The sequence below is a fragment of the Streptomyces sp. NPDC058955 genome (genome assembly GCF_042741435.1).
Taxonomy (GTDB): domain Bacteria; phylum Actinomycetota; class Actinomycetes; order Streptomycetales; family Streptomycetaceae; genus Streptomyces.
In genome coordinates this window covers 55,880-78,528 of sequence record NZ_JBHYKM010000019.1, presented here as the reverse complement: position 1 = coordinate 78,528, position 22,649 = coordinate 55,880, and the positions used below count along the sequence as shown (strand labels likewise).

Here is a 22,649-nt window from a genome sequence, read left to right as displayed (position 1 = left end):
CCCGGGGGGGGGGGCCGCGCGCGGGACAATGCCCGGGGGGTGGGGGGGCAAAACGCCACCGGCCCCCCCGCGGGCGCGTGGGCTCGTTTGCCCCCCCGCCGCGCCTCAGCGCCGCTTGCGCCCCTCCCCGAGCAGCCCCGCCTTCCGCAGCGCGTCCGCCATCGCGGAGTTGGACGGCGCCGCGGCCTGCCCGCGGGACTGCCCCTGGCCCTGCCCGCGGGACTGCCCCCGGCCTTGGCCCTGCCCCTGCCGCTGCTGCGGCGGCCGACCGCCCCGCTCCCGCTTGGGCGCCGCTTCGGACGCCGCCGCCTCGTCGTCCAGCCGCAGCGTCAGCGAGATCCGCTTGCGCGGGATGTCGACGTCCAGCACCTTCACCTTCACCACGTCACCCGGCTTCACCACGTCCCGCGGGTCCTTGACGAAGGTCTTCGACATGGCCGAGACGTGCACCAGACCGTCCTGGTGCACACCGACGTCCACGAACGCCCCGAACGCCGCCACGTTCGTGACGACACCCTCCAGCACCATCCCCGACACCAGGTCGCCGATCTTCTCGACGCCCTCCTTGAAGGTGGCCGTCCGGAAGGCGGGTCGCGGGTCGCGCCCGGGCTTCTCCAGCTCGCGCAGGATGTCGGTGACGGTCGGCAGACCGAAGGTCTCGTCCACGAAGTCGCCCGCGCGCAGCGACCGCAGCGTCCCCGTGTCGCCGATCAGCGCGGCGACCTCGCCGCCGGTGGTCTTCGCCATCCGCCGCACCACCGGGTACGCCTCCGGGTGCACCGCCGAGGCGTCCAGCGGGTCGTCGCCGCCCCGGATCCGCAGGAAGCCCGCGCACTGCTCGTACGCCTTCGGGCCGAGCCGGGCCACGTCCTTCAGCCCCTTGCGGGAGCGGAAGGGGCCGTTGGCGTCGCGGTGCGCCACGATGTTCTCGGCGAGGCCCGCGCTGATCCCGGAGACCCGCGAAAGCAGCGGCGCCGAGGCGGTGTTGACGTCGACGCCGACGCCGTTCACACAGTCCTCGACCACCGCGTCGAGCGAGCGCGAGAGCTTCGTCTCGGCGAGGTCGTGCTGGTACTGGCCGACGCCGATCGACTTCGGGTCGATCTTCACCAGCTCGGCCAGCGGGTCCTGGAGGCGGCGGGCGATCGACACCGCGCCGCGCAACGACACGTCCAGGCCCGGGAGTTCCTGCGAGGCGAAGGCGGAGGCCGAGTAGACCGAGGCGCCGGCCTCCGAGACCATCACCTTCGTCAGGTTCAACTCGGGGTGCTTGGCGAGGAGTTCACCGGCGAGCTTGTCGGTCTCGCGGGAGGCCGTGCCGTTGCCGATGGCGACCAGCTCGACCGCGTGCTCCTTCGCGAGCCGCGCCAGCTTCGCCAGCGACTCGTCCCACTTGTTGGCCGGGACGTGCGGGTAGATCGTGTCGGTGGCGACGACCTTGCCGGTCGCGTCGACCACCGCCACCTTCACGCCGGTGCGGAAGCCGGGGTCGAGGCCCAGCGTGGCCCGGGTGCCCGCCGGGGCGGCGAGCAGCAGGTCCCGCAGGTTCGCCGCGAAGACCCGGACGGCCTCGTCCTCGGCGGCCGTCCGCAGCCGCAGCCGCAGGTCGATCCCGAGGTGCACCAGGATCCGGGTGCGCCAGGCCCAGCGGACCGTGTCCTGGAGCCACTTGTCGCCGGGGCGCCCCCGGTCGGCGATGCCGAAGCGGTGCGCCACGATCGGCTCGTACGACGAGGGCCCGTCGGTGGCCTCCTCCGGTTCGAGCTCCAGGCCGAGCACGTCCTCCTTCTCGCCGCGCAGCATCGCGAGGACCCGGTGGGAGGGCAGCTGGGTGAACGGCTCGGCGAAGTCGAAGTAGTCGGCGAACTTCGCGCCGTCCTGCTCCTTGCCCTCGCGGACCCTGGCGACCAGCCGGCCCCGGCCCCACATCCGCTCGCGCAGCTCGCCGATCAGGTCGGCGTCCTCGGAGAACTTCTCGGTGAGGATCGCCCGCGCGCCCTCCAGGGCCGCCGACGCGTCGGCCACGCCCTTGTCCGCGTCCACGAACGCGGCCGCCGCGGCGGCCGGTTCCACCGACGGATCGGCCAGCAGCCCCTCCGCCAGCGGCGCCAGACCGGCCTCGCGGGCGATCTGCGCCTTGGTCCGCCGCTTCGGCTTGAACGGCAGGTAGATGTCCTCCAGGCGCGCCTTGGTGTCGGCGGCCAGGATCCGGGCCTCCAGCTCCTCGGTGAGCTTGCCCTGCTCGCGCACCGAGTCGAGGACGGCGGCCCGCCGGTCCTCCAGCTCGCGCAGGTACCGCAGCCGCTCCTCCAGGGTGCGGAGCTGCGCGTCGTCGAGCATCTCGGTCGCTTCCTTGCGGTAGCGCGCGATGAACGGCACGGTGGAGCCGCCGTCGAGCAGCTCGACCGCCGCCTTCACCTGTCGCTCGCGTACGCCGAGCTCCTCGGCGATCCTTGCTTCGATGGACGTCGTCACGGTGTCCCGACTCGCCTTCTCGTGCCTGCTGCTTGCGAGTGCATTGTGCCGGGTCGGTCACCCGTACGCGGCAACCGACCCGTCCTCGCGCGCGCCGCGCGGGGCGTCCCCGGGGCTCAGCCCTTGCCGACGAGGTCGGCGGGGAAGGCGCCCGCGCCCGCGGCGGCGACCAGGAAGCCGCGGCCCAGCTCGGTGAGCCGCTCCACGCCGGCCGCGCCGAGGTGCTCGTACGGGGCGGCGTCCAGGCGGTCCGTGGTCTCCTCCAGCTCCTCCCGCAGGCGGACGCCGGCCTCGGTCAGCTCGCCGTCCGCGTCGAGGATCCCGCGCCCGCGCAGCCGCTCCCGGGCGGCCTCCCAGTCGGCGCGGCCCCAGCCCCGGGTGCCGAGGACCCAGCGCGGCGCCATGCCCTTGCCGGTGGCGGTGTGGGAGGCCAGCGCCTCGACCGGGTCGAGGCCCGCGGAGAGCAGCGCCGCCAGGTGCCCGTCGCCGCGGTGTTCGCGCAGCAGGGTGGCCGCGTGCCAGTAGGCGAGGTGCGGCTCCTCGGGGACCGGCAGGTCGGCGTGGGCGGAGTACAGCGGCCGGGCGTGCCGGGTGCACGCCTCGGCGGCCCGCAGGGCGAGTCCGGCGGCCTCGGCCATCTCCGGGGAGGCGACGGTCTCCTCGCCGAGCAGCCGGCGCAGGGTGGCGTCGACGGTCCGCAGCCGGGCGTCGAGGACGGTGGCGGGGGAGGCGGTCTCCCAGACGGCCGGCAGGTGCCGGGCCAGCAGCTCGTGGCTGTAGTTGTAGAAGGCCGCGGCGACCGTCCCGGGGCCGACGGCGCCGAGCGCGGCGCTGCGGCCGGCGAGCCGCATCGCGGAGGGGTCGGTGAAGCCGAGCGCCCCGAACTCCCGGTCCAGGTCGGGGGAGAAGTACAGCGTCGAGTGGAGCGGGTTCAGGGCGTTGTGGCAGCGGCGCCCGGCCCGCGGCGGCAGCGAGGTGGTCATGGCACCAGAACCTAACCGACTGCTCGGTACGGAGGGAACGGCCTTCCGGTCACCCGCCGCCCCGATGGCAGGAAAGGTGGGGTGACCGTCCTTGCGGCCGGCCTCGCCGGGCCCGAAGGATGGAGCCATGACCCCGCGTCCCGTCCTCGTCGTCCTCTTCGACGGCGTGCAGAGCCTCGACGTCACCGGACCCGTCGAGGTGTTCCACGCCGCCGGCTGGGCCTCGGGCGCGGCGGAGGACCCGTACCCGATCCGTACCGCCTCCCTGGACGGCGGACCGGTCCGCACCGGCAGCGGACTGCGGATCCTCCCCGACACCGCACTCGCGGACGCCGTCGCCGACGGCCCGCCGCACACCCTCGTCGTGCCCGGCGGCGACGGCACCCGGGGCGCCGACCGGGCCCTCGTCGACTGGCTGCGCGTCCACGGCCCGCGCGCCGAGCGGCTGGTCTCGGTCTGCACCGGGGCGCTGCGGCTCGCCGAGGCGGGGCTCCTCGACGGGCACCGGGCCACCACCCACTGGATGGCCTGCGAGCACCTCGCCCGCCGCCACCCGGAGGTCGAGGTGGACCCCGAGCCGATCTTCGTCCGGGACGGCCGGATCTCGACCTCCGCCGGGGTCACCGCCGGCATCGACCTGGCCCTCGCCCTCGTGGAGGAGGACCTGGGCCGGGAGGCGGCCCTCGCCATCGCCCGGATGCTCGTGGTCTTCCTCCGCAGACCGGGCAACCAGGCCCAGTTCAGCGCCCAGCTCGCCGCCCAGACCGCGCGCCGCGAACCGCTGCGCGACGTCCAGGCGTGGATCGCCGAGCACCCGGACGAGGACCTGTCCGTCGACCGGCTCGCCGCCCGCGCCCGGCTCTCCCCCCGCCACTTCGCCCGCACCTTCCACGCCGAGACCGGGGTCACCCCGGGCCGTTACGTCGACCGGATCCGCCTCGAACACGCCCGCCGGCTCCTGGAGGAGACCACCGACGGGGTCGAGGAGGTCTCCCGGGCCGCCGGCTACGGCACCCCCGAGGCCATGCGCCGCGCCTTCGTGAAGGCGCTCGGCACCGCCCCGGCCGACTACCGCCGCCGCTTCCACGCACCCGTCAGCTGAAAGGGACCGCCATGCAGATCGCCGTGCTCCTCTTCGAGGGCTTCACCACGCTCGACGCCGTCGGCCCGTACGAGATCCTCTCCCGGCTCCCCGGGGCGGAGACCGTCTTCGTCGCCCGGCGGCCCGGACCGGTCCGCAACGACCAGGGCAACCTCGCGCTCGTCGCCGACAAGGCCCTCGCCGACGTGCCGCACCCGGACATCGTCCTCGTCCCCGGCGGCCCCGAGACCCGGCAGGCCATGCACGACCCGGAGATCCAGGAATGGCTCCGCACCGCCGACTCCACCAGCACCTGGACCACCTCGGTCTGCACCGGCGCGCTCCTCCTCGCCGCCGCCGGACTGCTCGACGGCCGCCGCGCGACCACCCACTGGCTGGCCTACGAGGAGCTGCGCGCGCTGGGCGTCGAGCCCACCGGCGAGCGGGTCGTCTTCGACGGCAAGTACGTGACGGCCGCCGGCGTCTCCTCCGGCATCGACATGGGCCTGCACCTGCTCGGCCGGATCGCCGGCGACGAGGCCGCCATGACCGTCCAGCTGCTCACCGAGTACGACCCGCAGCCGCCGTACGACGCGGGCTCCCCGCTGAAGGCCCCCGCCCACCTGGTGGAGCGCTGGCGCGAGGTCGCCACCGCGGACCTGCCGCAGGGCTGACCCTCAGAGCCCGTACGTGAAGCGGGGCGCCCGGCGCTCCAGGAAGGCGGCGACGCCCTCCGCGGTGTCGCCGCTGCCGCGCGCCTGCGCCGTCCAGTGCGCGTCCCGGTCGAGGCGCCCGTCGGCGAACTCCTTGGCCGCCGCCTGGGTGAGCAGCGAGCGGGAGGCGAGGGTCCGGCAGAACTCGTCGACCCGCTTCGCCAGTCCCTCCGCCGGGTGCACCTCGTCCACGAAGCCGGTCCGCAGCGCCCGCTCGGTGTCGATCAGCTCGCCGGAGAAGAGCAGGTACTTCGCGGTGGCGGGGCCGACCAGGGCGGTGAGCCGCCGGGTCGAGGAGGACGGGTAGACGATGCCCAGCTTCGCCGGGGTGATCCCGAACCGGGCGCCCTCCGCCGCGAACCGCAGGTCGCAGGCGCCGGCCAGCTGGCTGCCGCCGCCGACGCAGTAGCCGCGGACGGCGGCGAGGGTCGGCTTGGGGAAGGCGGCGAGGGCCTCCTCGGCGCGGACCGCCAGCGTCTGCTGCTCGTCGCCCGGTTCGCGCAGCGTCGAGATGTCGGCGCCGGCACAGAAGGTGTCGCCCGCGCCGGTCAGCACGAGGACCCGGACGGCGGGGTCGGCGGCGAGGCGGTCGAGGACGGCGGGCAGCGACCGCCACATCCCGGCCGTCATGGCGTTGCGCTTGGCGGGGTTGCTGATGACGAGGGTCGCGACCCCGTCCGTGACGCTGTCGACGAGCCGGGGCTCCACGGTCTCCATGGGCCGGATGCTATCCAGCGGCGCCGACCGTACGATCAGGAAGGGGTCGTCAGGCAGCCGTGAGGAGGCACGATGGCCAGGAAGTCCCGGGACGAGGCCCTCGATCCCGTCCAGGAGATGGCCCGCGAGGGCAAGAGGCTCGGCCGCAGCTTCGGCTGGCTGGCCGCGCTCGGCGCGATCCTGGTGATCTGCGGGATCGTCGGCCTGGTGTACACCGGCCTCGCCACCCTCACCTCCATGTGGCTCTTCGGCTGGTTGCTGCTGATCGGCGGTCTGGTGGGCCTGCTCCAGGCCTACTCGTCGCGGGGCACCAGCTACTTCTGGCTGGCGGCGGTGGTCGCGGCGGTGAACCTCGCGGCCGGCTGCGTGGTCCTGCGGCACCCGGAGGGCACGGCCGAGGCGCTGACCATGTTCGCCGCCCTGCTCTTCCTCACCGGCGGCGTCTTCCGGCTGGTCGGCAGCGTGGTGGTGCGCGGGCCGCAGTTCGGCTGGACCCTGCTCCAGGGCGCCTTCGGGGTGCTCCTGGGCGTCCTGGTCCTCTTCGACTGGCCGGACAGCAGCCGGTACGTGATCGGCTGCTTCTTCTCCCTGGCGCTGCTCTTCGACGGCCTCGGGCTGATCGCCATCGGCGTCGGCGGCCGGCGGATCGTCGGCATGGTCACCCCGCAGCCGGAACCGGCCACGGAACCGCCCCCGGCGACGCCCTCGGAAAACGCACAGGACCAGTCGAACAACTGACGTCGGCATACGCCATCGATCAGAAGGTGGTCGATAGATGTCGACTTCTGGTCAGTAGGTCGGGAGACCCCTCCGAATTGCCAAGACTCGAAGCGTGGCGAGAATCGAGCACGAGGGTGGGAACCGGACCATGGAGACCCGCGGAGGTGTCCCCGCCCGGCCACCGTCCTACGAAGGAGTCTGGCGCTTCACCGCTCCCGCGGTCGACGTCTCCGTCCCCCAGGCCCGGCACGCGGTACGCGACCTGCTGGCCCGCCAGGGAGTTCCGGTCCACGAGGACATCCGGCACGGGCTGTTGCTGATCGTCTCCGAGCTGGTGACCAACGCCGTGCGGCACGCGGCGCTGCTCTCCCCGGAGATAGCGGTCGAGGTGGCCATCGGACCGGAGTGGGTGCGGGTGTCCGTCGAGGACAACCACCCCTACCGGCCCAAGGCCCTGGAGGCGGACTACGGCCAGACCGGCGGCCGGGGACTGCTCCTGGTGAAGGAGATCGCCCTGGAGGCCGGCGGCGCCTGCGACGTCGAGCACACCGCGGGCGGCGGAAAGATCATCTGGGCGGCGCTGCCCCTGGCCCCGATGGCACCGGGGCCGGGGACGGCGGCGGACGGCCGGGTCACCAGCCCCCGGCAGGACCCGTCAGCTCCCTGATCGCGGGACGCGCCGCGTCGAGCACCGTCATGAACCAGGCGGAGAACGGCGCGGCCGCGTGCCGCTCGGCCAGCTCGGCCGGGGTGACGAAGGCGTACTCGCCGATCTCCTCCGGGTCCGGCTCCGGCGTGGCCTGCACCAGGCCGACGAAGAGGTGGTTGTACTCCTGCTCCACCAGGCCCGAGGCCGGGTCCGGGTGGTTGTAGCGGACGGTGCCGGCCTCGCCCATCAGGGTGGGGGAGACGCCGAGCTCCTCGAAGGTGCGCCGGGCGGCCGCCGCGAACGGCGCCTCGCCCGGGTAGGGGTGACCGCAGCAGGTGTTCGACCAGACGCCGGGGGAGTGGTACTTGCCGAGCGCCCGGCGCTGCAGCAGCAGCCGGCCCTCCTCGTCGAAGAGGAAGACCGAGAACGCGCGGTGCAGCTGCCCGGGGGCCTGGTGGGCGGCGAGCTTCTCCGCCGTACCGATGGTGTTCCCGGCCTCGTCGACCAGTTCCAGCATGATCGGCTCCGGGGTGGCGGACGGCTCCGTGCCGTTCGACGAGAGCTTCGACGCAAGCCCCGGCGCGATCTCGGCCGTGGTGCCCTGTGTGGTCGGCATACCCATCCTTCGCTTCGGTCCTCGGCCCGTGGGGGCCACCCCAGTCTGCCGTACAAAACCGGCTTGTCCGCACTTCGGCGGCCGGAGCCCGCCGCTCCCACCGCACCGGAGTACACCGGCGCGGGGGAGCGGCGGGATGGTCAGGGGCAGGTCAGACCCCGAAAGCCGCCGGATACGCGAGGGTGCCCGCCGGGACCGGAACCGAACCGTCCAGGACCAGCGCCATCATCGCTTCGTCCGGAACCTCGAAACCTGGCTTGATTCCATATGCGGACGCCCGTACGAAACCGAACCGGGGGTAGTACTCCGGATGGCCCAGCACGAGCACCAGCGGCTCGCCCGCGCGCCGCGCCGCGTCGAGCGCCGCCCGGACGACGGCCTGCCCGGCCCCCGTCCGCTGGTGCTCCGGCGCCACCGAGACCGGTGCCAGCGCCGCCGCCGGCGCCCCGCCCACCCGGCAGCGGGTGATCAGCGCGTGCGCGGCGACCGAACCGTCCGGGGCCTCGGCGACCAGCGAGAGCCCGGGCAGCCAGGCGTCCGGGTCGGCGCGCAGCGCGTCGACGAGCTCGGCCTCGGCCGGCGACCCGAAGGCCGCCGCGGTCACGGCCCGTACGGCCGCGTGGTCGGACTCCCGCTCGGCGCGGGTCGGCCAGCGGGGGTCGGCCGGGCGGAGCACCAGCCCCGCGTAGCCGTAGTCGCCGCCGTGGTCGCGGCGGAGCGCGATCTCGGCCCGCGCGGCCGCCACCGCCCCGGCCATGCCGGGCAGCGAGGTGTCGGCGGCGTCGGCGTGCTCGGCGAGCGGGACGTAGTACTCGTCCCAGTCGCCGTCGGGCTGGAGGAAGGTGTCGAGCACGTGGTAGCCGGCCTCGACCGCGACGGCGGCGAGTTCGGCGACCGTACGCAGCGGATAGTGCTCGTCCCAGAAGGCGCGGGCCCCCGCGGCGGGCGCGTCGGTGGTCCACACGCATTCGGTGAGGACCAGCGTCCCGCCCGGCGCGAGCAGCCGGCGCCACTCGGCGAGCGCCCGGTCGAAGCCGATCACGAAGACCGAGCTCTCGGCCCAGACCAGGTCGAAGGAACCGTCGGGATAGGGCAGCGCGCCCATGTCGCCCCGTACGGCGCGGACCGAGTCGGCGAGACCGCGCGCGGCGGCCGCCGCGCGCAGCTCGGCGAGGAACGGCTCGTGGGTGTCGACCGCGGTCACCTCGGCGTGCGCCTCGGCGGCCAGGAGCAGCGCGGAGCGGCCGGGGCCGCAGCCCAGGTCGAGCACGCGCGGACGCTCGGGCAGCGGTCCCGCCGCCCCGAGGAGCCGGCGGGTGGTGGCGTCCGAGCCGGGACCCTGCCGCGGAAGACCGTGGTGCAGGGCGAAGAAGGCGTCGTGGGACGCGGAGGTGTGCTGGATGTCGTTGTCGGACAACGTGGAAACCCTTGGTGTGAAAGGGTCCCGGCCGACGACGTGACGGACCGGTGGAAGAACCGGGATCAGGTCAGCCGGAGACCCGGGAGCTGAGGCTGGACCGGGTGCGGCCGCGGACGGCGGCCTCCATCGCGACGGTCATCGACCTCAGCTCCTCTCACGCACGTGTTCGTCCCCCCAGGCTAACAGTCACAGACAGAGCTTGGCCTCGTGCGCGGCGTGCCCGGCCGGCTCCAGCTGGAAGGTGCAGTGCTCCACGTCGAAGTGGTCGCCCAGGCAGCCCTGGAGGTCGTGGAGCATCTTCTCGTGGCCCACCGAGTCCAGCGCCGCCGCGTCCACCACCACGTGCGCGGAGAGGACCGGCATCCCGGAGGTGATCGTCCAGGCGTGCAGGTCGTGCACGTCCTCGACGCCCGGCAGGGCCAGGATGTGCGCCCGCACCTCCGCCATGTCCACGCCCTTGGGCGCCGCCTCCAGGAGCACGTCCAGCGTCTCCCGCAGCAGCTTCACCGTGCGCGGCACGATCATCAGGCCGATGACCAGGGAGGCGATCGGGTCGGCGTACTGCCAGCCGGTCAGCAGGATGATCCCGGCGGCGACGATCACCGTCACCGAACCGAGCGCGTCGGCCAGCACCTCCAGATAGGCGCCCCGGACGTTCAGGCTCTCCTTCTGCCCCCGCATGAGCAGCGACAGCGAGACCACGTTGGCCACCAGGCCGACCACGGCGAAGGCGATGGCGAGCCCGCCCTTGGTCTCGGCCGGCTCCATGAACCGCTGGATCGCCTCGTACAGCACGTAGCCGCCGACGCCGAGCAGCAGCAGACAGTTGGCGAGCGCCGCCAGGATCTCCGCGCGGGCGAAGCCGAAGGTGCGGTTCCCGGACGGCGGCCGGTTGGCGAAGTGGATCGCGAGCAGCGCCATCGCCAGACCGATCGCGTCGGTCGCCATGTGCGCCGCGTCCGCGATCAGCGCCAGCGAGTCGGCGACCAGACCGCCGACGATCTCGACCACCATCACGGAGAGCGTGATGCCGAGCGCGATCCGCAACCGGCTGCGGTACGCGGCGCCCGCGGTGCCGGTCGGCGGCGTGCCCCCGTGGCTGTGCCCGTGGTCGTGTCCAGCCCCCATGACATGGCCTCCCAAGTCCTGTTCCGTCGGTGCCCCGAGACGTCAGTGAACTACGGGTGGGGGGTATGTGCAACACGGTACTGAACACCGTTGTCATTGCTCTGACCTGCGACGATGTCCATTCGGCCGACAATCGTGCGATCACCTGCCGGAATGCCGTCGAGGGCACCCCCGACGGCGGTTTGGAGGGCGGGCCGCCGATCACCGATGATGATCGCGCGGAGCGCGGCGCACCCCGGCGGCGAGGGGCGGACCGGGGGGAGTCCGGCGTGCGAAGCCTCGGTGAACTCACGCTCCGTTCATCCGATAGCCTCAGCCGACGTGCCGCCGCCCGGTGCCCGGGGCCCGGGGCGCACCGTCGTGCCCGGGGCCGTCAGGACCCCCGCCGGCCCACTGCCCGTTCCAAGGAGTGAGTTCGTCTGTCGACCGCCATCCTCACCGGCCCGCCGGCACCCGGATCCTCGCTCGACGCTGATCTGCGGTCGCTCGGCTTCGACGTCCGCCGGGCCACCGGCGCCGACGAGGCCCGTACCCTCCTGGCCGGCGTCCCCGCGGGCGAGCGCGTCGCCCTCGTCGACGCCCGCTTCGTCGGACACCGGCACGCGCTGCGCCTCGCGCTGACCGACCCCCGCTTCCCCGCCGCCGCCGTGCCCGGCGCGCTCACCGCGCGGCCCGAGGCCCGCCCGGCGCTCGCCCGCGCGCTGACCGCGACCCCCGCGCTCACCGCCCCGGCCGCCGCCGCACCCGAGCGGGACCTCACCGAGGCCGTCGCCGAGGCCCTCGACGCCGACGGCGTCGCCGTCCACCGGCCCGCCCTCGGCACCCTCGTCGCCACCGTCCCCGCCGACGCCGAGGCCCGCCGGGAGGCCCGCGCCGCCGTCGACGCCGTCGACGACGAGGCCGTCCGCCTCCGCTCCGCGGTGAAGGCCCACGACGGCTTCTTCACCACCTTCTTCATCAGCCCCTACTCGCGGTACATCGCCCGCTGGTGCGCCCGCCGCGGCCTCACCCCCAACCAGGTCACCACCGCCTCGCTGCTCACCGCCCTGATCGCGGCCGGCTGCGCGGCCACCGGGGAGCGCGGCGGCTACATCGCCGCCGGCGTGCTGCTGCTGGTCTCCTTCGTCCTGGACTGCACCGACGGGCAGCTCGCCCGCTACGCGCTCAAGTACTCGACGATGGGCGCCTGGCTCGACGCCACCTTCGACCGCGCCAAGGAGTACGCCTTCTACGCCGGCCTCGCCCTCGGCGCGGCCCGGAACGGCGACGACGTCTGGACGCTCGCGCTCGCCGCGATGGTCCTCATGACCTGCCGGCACGTCGTGGACTTCTCCTTCAACGAGTCCAACGTCGACGACGCGGCGGCCCCGGGCTCCACCGCCCGGACCAGCCTGGCCCTCTCCAGCCGGCTCGACGGCGTCGGCTGGACCGTCTGGGCCCGGCGCATGATCATCCTGCCGATCGGCGAGCGCTGGGCGATGATCGCCGTCCTCACCGCCGCCACCAGCCCCCGGATCGTCTTCTGGGCGCTGATCGTCGGCTGCGCCTTCGCCGCCTGCTACACCACCGCCGGCCGGCTGCTGCGCTCGGTGAAGCGCCGGGCCCCGCGCTCCGACCGCGCCGCCCGGGCCCTCGCCGACCTCGCGGACTCCGGCCCGCTCGCGCTCCTGGCCGGCCGGATCGCCCGCCGCCTCCCGGCGCCCGCCCCGGTCGCCGCGCTCCTCGGCGCCGCCCTCATGCTCGCCGTCGCGGTCACCGCCCCGGTCGGCGGCTGGGTCCCCGTCGCCGCCGCCGGCGGCTACGCGCTCCTCGCCGGCCGCGCCGTCGCCCGCCCCCTCAAGGGCGCCCTCGACTGGCTCGTCCCGCCGCTCTTCCGCGCCGCCGAGTACGGCACGGTCCTGGTCCTCGCCGCCCGGTCGGACGTGCCGCAGGCCGTCCCCGCCGCATTCGGCCTGGTCGCGGCGGTCGCCTACCATCACTACGACACGGTGTACCGCATTCGCGGCGGCACCGGCGCGCCGCCCGCCTGGCTGGTGCGGATCACCGGCGGACACGAGGGGCGCACGCTCCTGGTGACCGTCCTCGCCGCGCTCCTCGTGGACCGCGGCGACGACTTCACCCTGGCGCTGACCGCCCTGGCGGGCGCGCTCGCCCTCGTGGTGCTCGTGGAGTCCATCCGCTTCTGGGTCTCCTCCGGAGCACCCGCCGTTCACGACGAAGGAGAAACAGCATGATCGGCCTCGTTCTGGCAGCCGGTGCCGGACGGCGACTGCGCCCGTACACCGACACCCTCCCGAAGGCCCTCGTGCCCGTGGACGGTGACACCACCATCCTCGACCTCACGCTGAAGAACTTCGCCGAGATCGGCCTCACCGAGGTCGCGATCGTCGTCGGCTACCGCAAGGAGGCCGTCTACGCGCGCAAGGAGGCCCTGGAGGCGAAGTACGGCCTCCAGATCACCCTGGTCGACAACGACAAGGCCGAGGAGTGGAACAACGCCTACTCCCTGTGGTGCGCCCGTGAGGTCCTCAAGCGCGGTGTGATCCTCGCCAACGGCGACACCGTCCACCCGGTCTCCGTCGAGAAGACCCTGCTCGCCGCCCGCGGCAAGGGCCAGAAGATCATCCTCGCCCTCGACACGGTGAAGCAGCTCGCCGACGAGGAGATGAAGGTCGTCACCGCCGAGGGCAAGGGCGTCCAGAAGATCACGAAGCTGATGGACCCGGCCGAGGCGACCGGCGAGTACATCGGCGTCACCCTCATCGAGGCCGAGGCCGCCGAGGAGCTGGCCGACGCCCTGAAGGCCACCTTCGAGCGCGACCCCGACCTGTACTACGAGGACGGCTACCAGGAGCTCGTCAACCGCGGCTTCACCGTCGACGTCGAGCCCATCGGCGAGGTCTCCTGGGTCGAGATCGACAACCACGACGACCTCGCCAAGGGCCGGGAGATCGCGTGCCGGTACTGACCCGACTGATCCCGTCGCCGGTCGTCGTCGACATCCGCAGGGGAGCGCTGGACGACCTGTCCGCGCTCCTCGCGGACCAGCGGATCTCCAGCAACGGCAAGATCGCCGTCGCCATCAGCGGCGGCTCCGGGCTCAAGCTCCGCGACCAGTTCGCGCCCGAGCTGCCCGGCGCCGACTGGTACACGGTCTCCGGCGGCACCATCGACGAGGCCGTGAAGCTCGCCGACGCCATGCGCGGCAAGCGGTACGACGCCGTGGTCGCCCTCGGCGGCGGCAAGATCATCGACGTGACGAAGTACGCGGCGGCCCGGGTCGGGCTGCCGCTGGTGGCCATAGCCACCAACCTGTCGCACGACGGCATCTGCTCGCCGATCTCCACCCTGGACAACGACAACGGGCGCGGCTCGTACGGCGTCCCGACCCCGATCGCGCTGGTCATCGACCTCGACGTGATCCGGGACGCCCCGATCCGCTTCATCCGCTCCGGCATTGGCGACGCGATCTCCAACATCTCCGCCCTCGCGGACTGGGAGCTCTCCCACCGCGAGACCGGCGAGAAGATCGACGGCCTGGCCGCCGCCATGGCCCGCAGCGCGGGCGAGGCGGTGCTCCGGCACCCCGGCGGCGTCGGTGACGACGACTTCCTGGTCACCCTCTCCGAGGGCCTGGTGATGTCCGGCATCGCCATGTCGATCAGTGGCGACAGCCGCCCCTCCTCGGGCGCCTGCCACGAGATCAGCCACGCCTTCGACCTGCTCTTCCCGACCCGCGCGGCGAGTCACGGCGAGCAGTGCGGCCTCGGCGCGGCCTTCGCGATGCACCTGCGCGGTGCCCGCGAGGAGTCCGGCGTGATCGTGGAGACCCTGCGCCGGCACGGCCTGCCCGTGCTGCCGGAGGAGATGGGCTTCGCCGTCGACGAGTTCGTGCGCGCGGTGGAGTTCGCCCCGCAGACCCGGCCGGGCCGGTTCACCATCCTGGAACACCTCGACCTGTCCGCCGACGAGATCAGGGACGCGTACGCCGACTATGCCAAAGCCATCGGTAGCTGAGCTCCGCCCGGTCGTCCACCCGCCGGGTGTGAAGGACCGGCGGAGCGGCGAGCACTGGGGCGGCCGCCTCTACATGCGGGAGATCTCCCTGCGGATCACCCGCCAGCTGGCGAACACCCGGGTCACCCCGAACCAGCTGACGTACCTGATGACCCTGGCCGGCGTCCTCGCCGCCCCGGCGCTCCTGGTGCCGGGCGTGGCGGGCGCCGTGCTCGGCGTCGTCGCGGTGCAGCTGTACCTGCTGCTCGACTGCGTCGACGGCGAGCTGGCCCGCTGGAAGAAGCAGTACTCGCTGGCCGGCGTCTACCTGGACCGGGTCGGCGCCTACCTGTGCGACGCGGCCGTCCTGGTCGGCTTCGGCCTGCGCGCCGCCGACCTGTGGGGCGAGGGCGGGGCCGACTGGCTGTGGGCCTTCCTCGGCACCCTGGCCGCGCTCGGCGCCATCCTGATCAAGGCCGAGACCGACCTGGTCGGCGTCGCCCGCCACCAGAACGGCATGCCCCCGGTCAAGGAGGCGGCCTCGGAGCCCCGCTCCTCCGGCATGGCGCTGGCCCGCCGGGCCGCCGCCGCGCTCAAGTTCCACCGGCTGATCCTCGGGATCGAGGCGTCGCTGCTGATCCTGGTCCTGGCCGTGGTCGACCAGATGCGCGGAGACCTCTTCTACTCCCGCCTCGGCGTCGCCGTCCTCGCCGGCATCGCCCTGCTCCAGACGCTGCTGCACCTCGTCTCGGTGCTCGCGTCCAGCAGACTGAAGTAACGGGCCCGGGGCCCGCCGCCCGCCGGGAAGATCGCCCGGCGTCCCGGCGGGCCGCCCGGATGGCGTACGGTGTGGCGGCGGACCCGGTGCCGGGGGCCGCCCACCGGTCAGCTGACATCGTGGCACCCCGACGTGCCGCACATCGTGAACACGAAAGTTTCGACTGTGAGTGACATTCACCAGGGCGGGGCGGTCGCGACCAGCGCGCCTCCGGCCCCCGTCGACGCGGGCCTGGCCCCGGGCGACCTCGCCGCGAAGTACGGCCTCGCGGTCTCCGGCGCCCGGCCCGGACTGTTCGAGTACGTCCGGCAGCTGTGGAGCCATCGCCACTTCATCATGGCCTTCTCCTCGGCGAAGCTCACCGCCCAGTACAGCCAGGCCAAGCTGGGCCAGGTCTGGCAGGTGGCGACGCCGCTGCTCAACGCCCTGATCTACTACCTGATCTTCGGGCTCATCCTGGGCGCCGGAAAGGGCATGGAGAAGGACGTCTACATCCCCTTCCTGGTCACCGGCATCTTCGTGTTCACCTTCACGCAGAGCTCCGTGATGGCCGGCGTACGGGCGATCTCGGGCAACCTCGGACTGGTGCGCGCCCTGCACTTCCCGCGCGCCAGCCTCCCCATCAGCTTCTCGATCCAGCAGCTCCAGCAGCTGCTCTTCTCGATGATCGTGCTCGTCGCGATCGTCATGGTCTCCGGCAGCTACCCGTCGGCGAGCTGGCTGCTGGTGATCCCGGCGCTGCTGCTCCAGTTCGTGTTCAACGTGGGCCTCGCCCTGATCATGGCCCGGGCCGGCGCCAAGACGCCCGACCTCGCGCAGCTGATGCCCTTCGTCATGCGGACCTGGCTGTACGCGTCCGGCGTCATGTTCTCGATCCCCGTGATGCTCCAGGACAAGCCGCAGTGGATCGCGGACATCCTCATGTACAACCCGGCGGCGGTCTACATGGACCTGATCCGCTTCGCCCTCATCGACGGCTACGGCTCCGAGAACCTGCCCGACCACGTGTGGGCCACCGGCCTCGGCTGGGCGCTGCTCTTCGGGATCGGCGGCTTCGTCTACTTCTGGAAGGCCGAGGAGAGGTACGGCCGTGGCTGACACCACCCCGGGCGCCAAGACGCCCACCGTCATCTGCGACGACGTCCACATCGTCTACCGCGTCAACACCGGTGGCGGCGGCAAGGGCAGCGCCACCGCGGCCCTCAGCCGGATCGTCGGCAAGGGCAAGGCCGAGGTCTCCCGCGGCGTCCGCAAGGTGCACGCCGTCCGCGGCGTCACCTTCACCGCCTACCGCGGCGAGGCCATCGGCCTCATCGGCACCAACGGCTCCGGCAAGTCCACCCTGCTGCGCGCCATCGCCGGCCTGCTCCCGACCGAGAGCGGCAAGGTCTACACCGACGGTCAGCCCTCGCTCCTCGGCGTCAACGCGGCCCTGATGAACGACCTCACCGGTGAGCGCAACGTCATCCTCGGCGGCCTCGCCATGGGCATGAGCCGCGAGGAGATCCACGCGCGGTATCAGGACATCGTCGACTTCTCCGGGATCAACGACAAGGGCGACTTCATCAGCCTGCCCATGCGCACCTACTCCTCCGGCATGGGTGCCCGGCTCCGCTTCGCCATCGCGGCCGCCAAGAACCACGACGTGCTCCTCATCGACGAGGCCCTCGCCACCGGCGACCGCAAGTTCCAGATCCGCTCCGAGGAGCGGATCCGCGAGCTGCGCAAGGAGGCCGGCACGGTCTTCCTGGTCAGCCACAGCAACAAGTCCATCCGGGACACCTGCGACCGGGTGCTCTGGCTGGAGAAGGGCCAGCTCCTGATGGACGGCCCGACCGAGGAGGTCCTCAAGGCGTACGAGCGCGAGACCGCCCGCTGACGCCCGCGCCGCACCGCGTGCCGCACGCCCCCCGCCACCCCGGCGGGGGGGCGTTCCGGTTTTCGCCGGTCGCGCTTGCCCGCGGAATGTTCATGCGGTCAACATCGGGCAGGATGAGCCCATGGCAGGGATCTCGGGCGGAAAGAACTACCACCACGGCGACCTGCGCAACGCCCTGGTCTGCGCGGCCGTCGGCCTGGCCGCCGAGGGCGGCCCCGAGCGGGTCGTGCTGCGCGAGGCCGCCCGCCGCGTCGGCGTCTCGCCCACCGCCGCCTACCGCCACTTCGACGGACGCGGCGAGCTGCTCCGCACCGTCCGCGGCCACGCCCGGGCCCGGCTCGCCGAGGCCATGGAGCGGGCCGCCGCCCGCGAGCCCGGCGCCGACGACCCCGTCCTCGCCGCCGAACGCCGGCTCGCCGCCCTCTGCCGCGGTTACGTCGGCTTCGCCGTCGAACACCCCGGCCTCTACCGCGCCGCCTTCGGCGCCGTCCGCCCCGCCGCCGAGGAACCGGCCGGGCCCGCCGCCCCGCCGGAGCCCGAGATCCGCGCCTTCGCCCTGCTCCGCGAGGCCCTGGAGGCGCTCGACCGCACCGGCGGCCGGCGGCCCGCCGCCGGCGCCGCCGCCTGGTCGGCCGTGCACGGCCTGTCGCTGCTCCTCCTCGAAGGACCGCTGCGCCGGCTCTCCGCCCAGCGCCGGGCCGACGTCGTCGAGACCACCCTCGCCATGGTCGTCTCCGGAGCCCACGCCCGCTGACCTCCCGGCACGCCCCCCGACTCCACCGGTCGACCCCGCCGGACCGGCCCGGCGTGGCGCGGGGCCCCCCGAATGGCGACATCTCTCGTACAACGTAAGCTGTACCGGTCTGATCCACACCGCCCGCGGCGCCCCCGGGAACGCCCCGGCGGGCGCGTGCTCCGTGCGCGGCGGCGTGTCCGAAATAGGATGGATTGGATCGGCAGTGTAGAACGGGAGATATGACGGCCATGACGCAGAATCTCCATCTCCACGTGGGTGTCGCCGTCCCCGCGTCGGGCGCCGCCCGGTGACGGCTCCCCGGCACGTGCGCGCCGACGACCCCTCGCGCACCACACTCGGCAAGGCCGCGGACGAGAACTTCCCCGTGGCCCCCTTCTTCCTGCCCCGCGCCTGGCGCGACGACCTCATGGCCGTCTACGGCTACGCCCGCCTCGTCGACGACATCGGCGACGGCGACCTCGCCCCCGGCGCCGCCGCACCCTTCGGACTCGGGACCGACGCCGGCCCGCTCGCCCTCCTCGACGCGCTGGAGGAGGACCTGGACCGGGTCTTCGACGGGACCCCCCGCCACCCGCTGCTGCGCGCCCTCCAGCCGACCGTCCGGCGCCGCGGCCTCACCCGCGACCCGTTCCTCGGCCTGATCCGGGCCAACCGGCAGGACCAGCTGGTGAGCCGGTACCAGACCTACGACGACCTGCTCGCCTACTGCGAGCTCTCCGCCAACCCCGTCGGCCGGCTCGTCCTCGGCATCACCGGCACCGCCACCCCCGAGCGGATCCGCCGCTCCGACGAGATCTGCACCGCCCTCCAGATCGTCGAGCACCTCCAGGACGTCGCCGAGGACCTCCGCCGCGACCGGGTCTACCTGCCCGCCGAGGACCTCAAGCGGTTCCACGTCACCGAGGACGACCTCGCCCGGCCCACCGCCGGCGCCGCCGTGCGGTCCCTCGTCGCCTTCCAGGCCGAACGGGCCCGCGCCCTGCTGCACGCCGGCACCCCGCTCGTCGGCAGCGTCCACGGCCGCCTCCGCCTGCTCCTCACCGGCTTCACCGCCGGCGGACTCGCCGCGCTCGACGCCATCGCCGCCGCCGGCTTCGACGTCCTCGCCGGACCGCCGAAGCCCACCAAGCCGAGCCTGACGCGCCAGGCGGGAGCGGTCCTGCTCCGGGCGCGGAGAGAGGGGGGATCGTGACCGTGGAGGAACTGACCCGGCCGTCCGCGCCGGTGCAGGCCGCGTACAGCTACTGCGAGGCCGTCACCGGACAGCAGGCCCGCAACTTCGCCTACGGCATCCGCCTGCTGCCCACCGACAAGCGGCAGGCCATGTCGGCCCTGTACGCCTTCTCCCGGCGCGTCGACGACATCGGCGACGGCCCGCTCGCCCCGGAGGAGAAGCACGAGCGGCTGGAGGCCACCCGGAGCCTGCTCGACCGGGTCCGCAAGGGCGACGTCGCCGAGGACGACACCGACCCCGTCGGCGTCGCGCTCGCCGACTCCGCCCGCCGCTTCCCGATCCCCCTCGAAGGGCTCGACGAACTCATCGACGGCGTCCTCATGGACGTCCGCGGCGCCACCTACCGCACCTGGGACGACCTCAAGGTCTACTGCCGGTGCGTCGCCGGGGCCATCGGCCGGCTCTCCCTCGGCGTCTTCGGCACCCAGCCGGGCGCCGCCGAGGCCGACCGGGCCGCCGAGTACGCCGACACCCTCGGCCTCGCGCTCCAGCTCACCAACATCCTCCGGGACGTCCGCGAGGACGCCGGCAACGGCCGCACCTACCTGCCCGCCGACGACCTCGCCCGCTTCGGCTGCGAGGACGGCTTCGGCGCCGCCGCCCTGCCCGCCGGCGCCGACTTCGCCGGACTCGTCCACTTCGAGGTCCGCCGCGCCCGCGCCCTCTTCGCCGAGGGCTACCGGCTGCTGCCCCTGCTCGACCGGCGCAGCGGCGCCTGCGTCGCCGCCATGGCCGGCATCTACCGCAGGCTCCTCGACCGCATCGAGCGCGACCCCGACGCCGTGCTCCGCGGCCGGGTCTCGCTCCCCGGCCCCGAGAAGGCGTACGTCGCCGTCCGCGGTCTCTCCGGCCTCGACGCCCGCCACATCGCCCGCCGCACCGCCAGGGGGCGTGCCTGATGGCCCCCGCCGACCGGGCCGGGACCCCGGCCCCGAGCGCCGTCGTCGTCGGCGGCGGGCTCGCCGGCGTCACCACCGCCCTCCAGCTCGCCGACGCCGGCGTCGCCGTCACCCTCCTCGAAGGCCGGCCCCGCCTCGGCGGCCTCGCCTTCTCCTTCCGCCGCGGCGACCTCACCGTCGACAACGGCCAGCACGTCTACCTGCGCTGCTGCACCGCCTACCGCTGGTTCCTCGACCGGATCGACGGCACCCGCCTCGCCCCCCTCCAGGACCGGCTCGACGTGCCCGTCCTCGACGTCGGCCACCCCCGCGGCCCCCGCCTCGGCCGGATCCGCCGCGACCCGCTGCCGGTCCCCTTCCACCTGGCCCGCAGCCTCGCCACGTACCCCCACCTCTCGCTCGCCGAGCGGGCCTCCGTCGGCCGCGCCGCCCTCGCGCTCAAGAAGCTCGACCCCGCCGACCCGGCCCTCGACGGCATCGACTTCGCCACCTGGCTCGGCCGGCACGGGCAGTCGCCCCGGGCCATCGAGGCGCTGTGGGACCTCGTCGGCATCCCCACCCTCAACGCCCCCGCCCCCGACGCCTCCATGGGCCTCGCCGCCATGGTCTTCAAGACCGGGCTGCTCACCGACCCCGGCGCCGCCGACATCGGCTGGGCCCACGTGCCGCTCGGCCGGCTCCACGACACCCTCGCCACCAAGGCCCTCGACGGGCTCGGCGTCCGGACCCTGCTGCGCACCAAGGCCGAGCGGATCACCCGCGCCGACGACGGCCGCTGGACCGTCGAGGTGCCCGGCGAGACCCTGACCGCCGACGCCGTCGTCCTCGCCGTGCCGCAGACCGAGACCCACGCCCTGCTCCCCGAGGGCGCCCTCGACGACGCCGACCGGCTCCTCGACATCGGCACCGCGCCCATCCTCGACCTGCACGTGGTCTACGACCGCAAGGTGCTGAGGCGGCCCTTCTTCACCGCCCTCGGCTCCCCGGTCCAGTGGGTCTTCGACCGCACCGAGTCCGCCGGACTCACCGGCGGCGGCCAGTACCTGGCCGTCTCGCAGTCCGCCGCCCAGGACGAGATCGACGAACCCGTCGCCGCGCTCCGCGCGCGCTATCTGCCGGAGCTGGAGCGGCTGCTGCCCGCCGCCCGCGGCGCCGGGGTCCGCGACTTCTTCGTCACCCGGGAACGGACCGCCACCTTCGCCCCCACACCGGGCGTCGGGCGCCTTCGCCCCGGTGCCCGCACCCGTGCGCCCGGCCTGTACCTGGCCGGCGCCTGGACCGCCACCGGCTGGCCCGCGACCATGGAGGGTGCCGTCCGAAGCGGCTTCAGCGCCGCCGGTGCCGCGCTCTCCGCCTTCGGCCGCCGCCACGACCATCCGCTGCAGGAGGCGGCATGAGTGTGATCACAGGAACCAGAGGAGAGACCGTGCCGACCGTGCCCCCGGGGTCCCCGGCCGTCGACACCGCCGACGTCAACGCCCTGCTGGAGAGGGGGCGGACCCTGTCCACCCCCGTCATGCGGGCGGCCGTCGGCCGCCTCGCGCCTCCCATGGACACCGTGGCCGCCTACCACTTCGGCTGGATCGACGCCCAGGGCAACCCCACCGACGGCGACAGCGGAAAGGCCGTGCGCCCCGCGCTCGCCCTGCTCTCCGCCGAGGCCGCCGGCGCGGCGCCCGAGGTCGGTGTCCCCGGCGCGGTCGCCGTCGAGCTCGTGCACAACTTCTCGCTGCTCCACGACGACCTGATGGACGGCGACGAGCAGCGCCGCCACCGCGACACCGTGTGGAAGGTGTTCGGCCCCGCCCAGGCGATCCTGGTCGGCGACGCGCTCTCCGCCCTCGCCAACGAGGTGCTGCTCGAACTCGGCACCGTCGAGGCCGGCCGCGCCACCCGCCGGCTGACCACGGCCAACCGCAAGCTCATCGACGGGCAGGCCCAGGACATCTCCTACGAGCACCGCGAGCGGGTCACCGTCGAGGAGTGCCTGGAGATGGAGGGCAACAAGACCGGCGCCCTGCTCGCCTGCGCCGTCTCCATCGGCGCCGTCCTCGGCGGCGCCGACGACCGCACCGCCGACAAGCTGGAGGAGTACGGCTACCACCTCGGCCTCGCCTTCCAGGCCGTCGACGACCTCCTCGGCATCTGGGGCGACCCGGACGCCACCGGCAAGCAGACCTGGAGCGACCTGCGGCAGCGGAAGAAGTCGCTGCCGGTCGTCGCCGCCCTCGCGGCCGGCGGGGAGGCGTCCGAGCGGCTCGGCCGGCTGCTCGCGGAGGACGCCAAGTCCGCCGAGTTCGACTCCTTCTCCGAGGAGGACTTCGCCTACCGCGCCGCCCTCATCGAGGAGGCCGGCGGCCGCGAGTGGACCGCCGAGGAGGCCCGCCGCCAGCACGCGATCGCGCTGCGCGCCCTGCACGAGGTGGACATGCCCGCCCGGGTGCGCGACCAGCTGATCGCCCTCGCCGACTTCGTCGTCGTACGGAAGAAATGATCATCCACAGCCAGATATGAGTGCGCAGTCGCGGGGCGCGGGCAGCCCCCGCCCGCCGCCCGCGCACCCCCCCGACGCGTGGTGAAAGACCGCGGCCTCTGGTGGCGACG

Annotated in this window: 21 protein-coding genes; 15 read left to right on the top strand and 6 right to left on the bottom strand. The window is 73.8% G+C overall.

The features are described from left to right. Nucleotides 1-105: 105 nt before the first annotated feature. Both ACFW1I_RS10955 and ACFW1I_RS10950 read right to left on the bottom strand, forming a co-directional pair. Entirely contained in the window at nt 106-2,475 is a 2,370-nt protein-coding gene (locus tag ACFW1I_RS10955) for a Tex family protein (protein WP_384668640.1), read from the bottom strand. A 116-nt stretch (nt 2,476-2,591) separates the two neighbouring features. Further along, nucleotides 2,592-3,458: a hypothetical protein gene (locus ACFW1I_RS10950; protein ID WP_384668638.1), complete on the bottom strand. Its 867-nt coding sequence runs from the start codon at nt 3,456-3,458 to the stop codon at nt 2,592-2,594. Between the two features lie 127 nt (nt 3,459-3,585). On the opposite strand from ACFW1I_RS10950, the gene ACFW1I_RS10945 reads away from it, so the two are divergent. Beyond that, a complete protein-coding gene (locus ACFW1I_RS10945; RefSeq protein WP_384668636.1) occupies nt 3,586-4,560 on the top strand; it encodes a GlxA family transcriptional regulator in 975 nt (324 codons plus the stop codon). An 11-nt stretch (nt 4,561-4,571) separates the two neighbouring features. Continuing rightward, complete coding sequence (locus ACFW1I_RS10940; RefSeq protein ID WP_384668633.1) at nt 4,572-5,213, top strand: DJ-1/PfpI family protein; 642 nt, start codon at nt 4,572-4,574, stop codon at nt 5,211-5,213. Between the two features lie 3 nt (nt 5,214-5,216). Here the strand turns inward: ACFW1I_RS10940 and ACFW1I_RS10935 are convergent, their stop codons facing one another. Continuing rightward, nucleotides 5,217-5,969, bottom strand: a complete 753-nt coding sequence (locus ACFW1I_RS10935; protein ID WP_384668630.1) for an enoyl-CoA hydratase/isomerase family protein — start codon at nt 5,967-5,969, stop codon at nt 5,217-5,219. Between the two features lie 72 nt (nt 5,970-6,041). On the opposite strand from ACFW1I_RS10935, the gene ACFW1I_RS10930 reads away from it, so the two are divergent. Then, nucleotides 6,042-6,707, top strand: coding sequence for an HdeD family acid-resistance protein (locus tag ACFW1I_RS10930; protein WP_384668627.1), 666 nt, complete (start codon nt 6,042-6,044; stop codon nt 6,705-6,707). 130 nt (nt 6,708-6,837) lie between these two features. Next, entirely contained in the window at nt 6,838-7,356 is a 519-nt protein-coding gene (locus ACFW1I_RS10925) for an ATP-binding protein (RefSeq protein WP_384668669.1), read from the top strand. Here ACFW1I_RS10925 and idi read toward each other — a convergent pair. The 3 genes from idi to ACFW1I_RS10910 all read right to left on the bottom strand — a co-directional run bounded on the left by idi (nt 7,322) and on the right by ACFW1I_RS10910 (nt 10,502). Next, on the bottom strand, nt 7,322-7,960 hold the full coding sequence (gene idi / locus ACFW1I_RS10920) for an isopentenyl-diphosphate Delta-isomerase (protein ID WP_384668624.1): 639 nt from the start codon (nt 7,958-7,960) through the stop codon (nt 7,322-7,324). The genes ACFW1I_RS10925 and idi overlap by 35 nt on opposite strands. Before the next feature lie 145 nt (nt 7,961-8,105). Then, nucleotides 8,106-9,371 carry a GNAT family N-acetyltransferase gene (locus ACFW1I_RS10915; RefSeq protein ID WP_384668621.1) on the bottom strand — a complete coding sequence of 422 codons (1,266 nt, stop codon included), beginning with the start codon at nt 9,369-9,371 and terminating at the stop codon, nt 8,106-8,108. A 189-nt stretch (nt 9,372-9,560) separates the two neighbouring features. Further along, nucleotides 9,561-10,502, bottom strand: coding sequence for a cation diffusion facilitator family transporter (locus ACFW1I_RS10910; RefSeq protein ID WP_384668618.1), 942 nt, complete (start codon nt 10,500-10,502; stop codon nt 9,561-9,563). Between the two features lie 419 nt (nt 10,503-10,921). Here ACFW1I_RS10910 and ACFW1I_RS10905 point away from each other — a divergent pair, with 419 nt between their 5' ends. From ACFW1I_RS10905 to ACFW1I_RS10855, 11 genes are all read left to right on the top strand, one after another. Then, entirely contained in the window at nt 10,922-12,736 is a 1,815-nt protein-coding gene (locus ACFW1I_RS10905; protein ID WP_384668666.1) for a DUF5941 domain-containing protein, read from the top strand. Then, on the top strand, nt 12,733-13,470 hold the full coding sequence (locus tag ACFW1I_RS10900) for a sugar phosphate nucleotidyltransferase (RefSeq protein ID WP_384668616.1): 738 nt from the start codon (nt 12,733-12,735) through the stop codon (nt 13,468-13,470). Before ACFW1I_RS10905 ends, ACFW1I_RS10900 begins: the two co-directional genes overlap by 4 nt. Then, entirely contained in the window at nt 13,458-14,519 is a 1,062-nt protein-coding gene (locus ACFW1I_RS10895; protein ID WP_384668613.1) for an iron-containing alcohol dehydrogenase family protein, read from the top strand. Before ACFW1I_RS10900 ends, ACFW1I_RS10895 begins: the two co-directional genes overlap by 13 nt. Beyond that, nucleotides 14,497-15,276 carry a CDP-alcohol phosphatidyltransferase family protein gene (locus ACFW1I_RS10890; protein WP_384668611.1) on the top strand — a complete coding sequence of 260 codons (780 nt, stop codon included), beginning with the start codon at nt 14,497-14,499 and terminating at the stop codon, nt 15,274-15,276. The genes ACFW1I_RS10895 and ACFW1I_RS10890 overlap by 23 nt, the downstream gene beginning before the upstream one ends. Before the next feature lie 165 nt (nt 15,277-15,441). Then, nucleotides 15,442-16,374, top strand: coding sequence for an ABC transporter permease (locus ACFW1I_RS10885; RefSeq protein ID WP_384668609.1), 933 nt, complete (start codon nt 15,442-15,444; stop codon nt 16,372-16,374). After that, nucleotides 16,367-17,155: an ABC transporter ATP-binding protein gene (locus ACFW1I_RS10880; RefSeq protein ID WP_346171312.1), complete on the top strand. Its 789-nt coding sequence runs from the start codon at nt 16,367-16,369 to the stop codon at nt 17,153-17,155. Before ACFW1I_RS10885 ends, ACFW1I_RS10880 begins: the two co-directional genes overlap by 8 nt. A 121-nt stretch (nt 17,156-17,276) precedes the next feature. After that, the gene (locus ACFW1I_RS10875) at nt 17,277-17,909 is read left to right on the top strand and encodes a TetR/AcrR family transcriptional regulator (protein ID WP_384668607.1); all 633 of its coding nucleotides are present in this window, start codon (nt 17,277-17,279) and stop codon (nt 17,907-17,909) included. Nucleotides 17,910-18,198: 289 nt separating this feature from the next. Next, entirely contained in the window at nt 18,199-19,104 is a 906-nt protein-coding gene (gene hpnC / locus ACFW1I_RS10870) for a squalene synthase HpnC (RefSeq protein WP_384668604.1), read from the top strand. Further along, nucleotides 19,101-20,045, top strand: a complete 945-nt coding sequence (gene hpnD, locus ACFW1I_RS10865; RefSeq protein ID WP_384668602.1) for a presqualene diphosphate synthase HpnD — start codon at nt 19,101-19,103, stop codon at nt 20,043-20,045. The genes hpnC and hpnD overlap by 4 nt, the downstream gene beginning before the upstream one ends. After that, nucleotides 20,045-21,442, top strand: coding sequence for a hydroxysqualene dehydroxylase HpnE (gene hpnE / locus ACFW1I_RS10860; protein WP_384668600.1), 1,398 nt, complete (start codon nt 20,045-20,047; stop codon nt 21,440-21,442). The genes hpnD and hpnE overlap by 1 nt, the downstream gene beginning before the upstream one ends. Further along, entirely contained in the window at nt 21,439-22,539 is a 1,101-nt protein-coding gene (locus ACFW1I_RS10855; RefSeq protein WP_384668598.1) for a polyprenyl synthetase family protein, read from the top strand. The genes hpnE and ACFW1I_RS10855 overlap by 4 nt, the downstream gene beginning before the upstream one ends. Nucleotides 22,540-22,649: the final 110 nt, after the last annotated feature.

Bases quoted from the DNA above. Each gene is read 5' to 3' on its own strand.
- ACFW1I_RS10950 (WP_384668638.1), bottom strand. From the start codon at position 3,458: ATGACCACCTCGCTGCCGCCGCGGGCCGGGCGCCGCTGCCACAACGCC.
- ACFW1I_RS10945 (WP_384668636.1), top strand. From the start codon at position 3,586: ATGACCCCGCGTCCCGTCCTCGTCGTCCTCTTCGACGGCGTGCAGAGC.
- ACFW1I_RS10940 (WP_384668633.1), top strand. From the start codon at position 4,572: ATGCAGATCGCCGTGCTCCTCTTCGAGGGCTTCACCACGCTCGACGCC.
- ACFW1I_RS10935 (WP_384668630.1), bottom strand. From the start codon at position 5,969: ATGGAGACCGTGGAGCCCCGGCTCGTCGACAGCGTCACGGACGGGGTC.
- ACFW1I_RS10930 (WP_384668627.1), top strand. From the start codon at position 6,042: ATGGCCAGGAAGTCCCGGGACGAGGCCCTCGATCCCGTCCAGGAGATG.
- ACFW1I_RS10925 (WP_384668669.1), top strand. From the start codon at position 6,838: ATGGAGACCCGCGGAGGTGTCCCCGCCCGGCCACCGTCCTACGAAGGA.
- idi (WP_384668624.1), bottom strand. From the start codon at position 7,960: ATGGGTATGCCGACCACACAGGGCACCACGGCCGAGATCGCGCCGGGG.
- ACFW1I_RS10910 (WP_384668618.1), bottom strand. From the start codon at position 10,502: ATGGGGGCTGGACACGACCACGGGCACAGCCACGGGGGCACGCCGCCG.
- ACFW1I_RS10900 (WP_384668616.1), top strand. From the start codon at position 12,733: ATGATCGGCCTCGTTCTGGCAGCCGGTGCCGGACGGCGACTGCGCCCG.
- ACFW1I_RS10890 (WP_384668611.1), top strand. From the start codon at position 14,497: ATGCCAAAGCCATCGGTAGCTGAGCTCCGCCCGGTCGTCCACCCGCCG.
- ACFW1I_RS10875 (WP_384668607.1), top strand. From the start codon at position 17,277: ATGGCAGGGATCTCGGGCGGAAAGAACTACCACCACGGCGACCTGCGC.
- hpnE (WP_384668600.1), top strand. From the start codon at position 20,045: ATGGCCCCCGCCGACCGGGCCGGGACCCCGGCCCCGAGCGCCGTCGTC.
- ACFW1I_RS10855 (WP_384668598.1), top strand. From the start codon at position 21,439: ATGAGTGTGATCACAGGAACCAGAGGAGAGACCGTGCCGACCGTGCCC.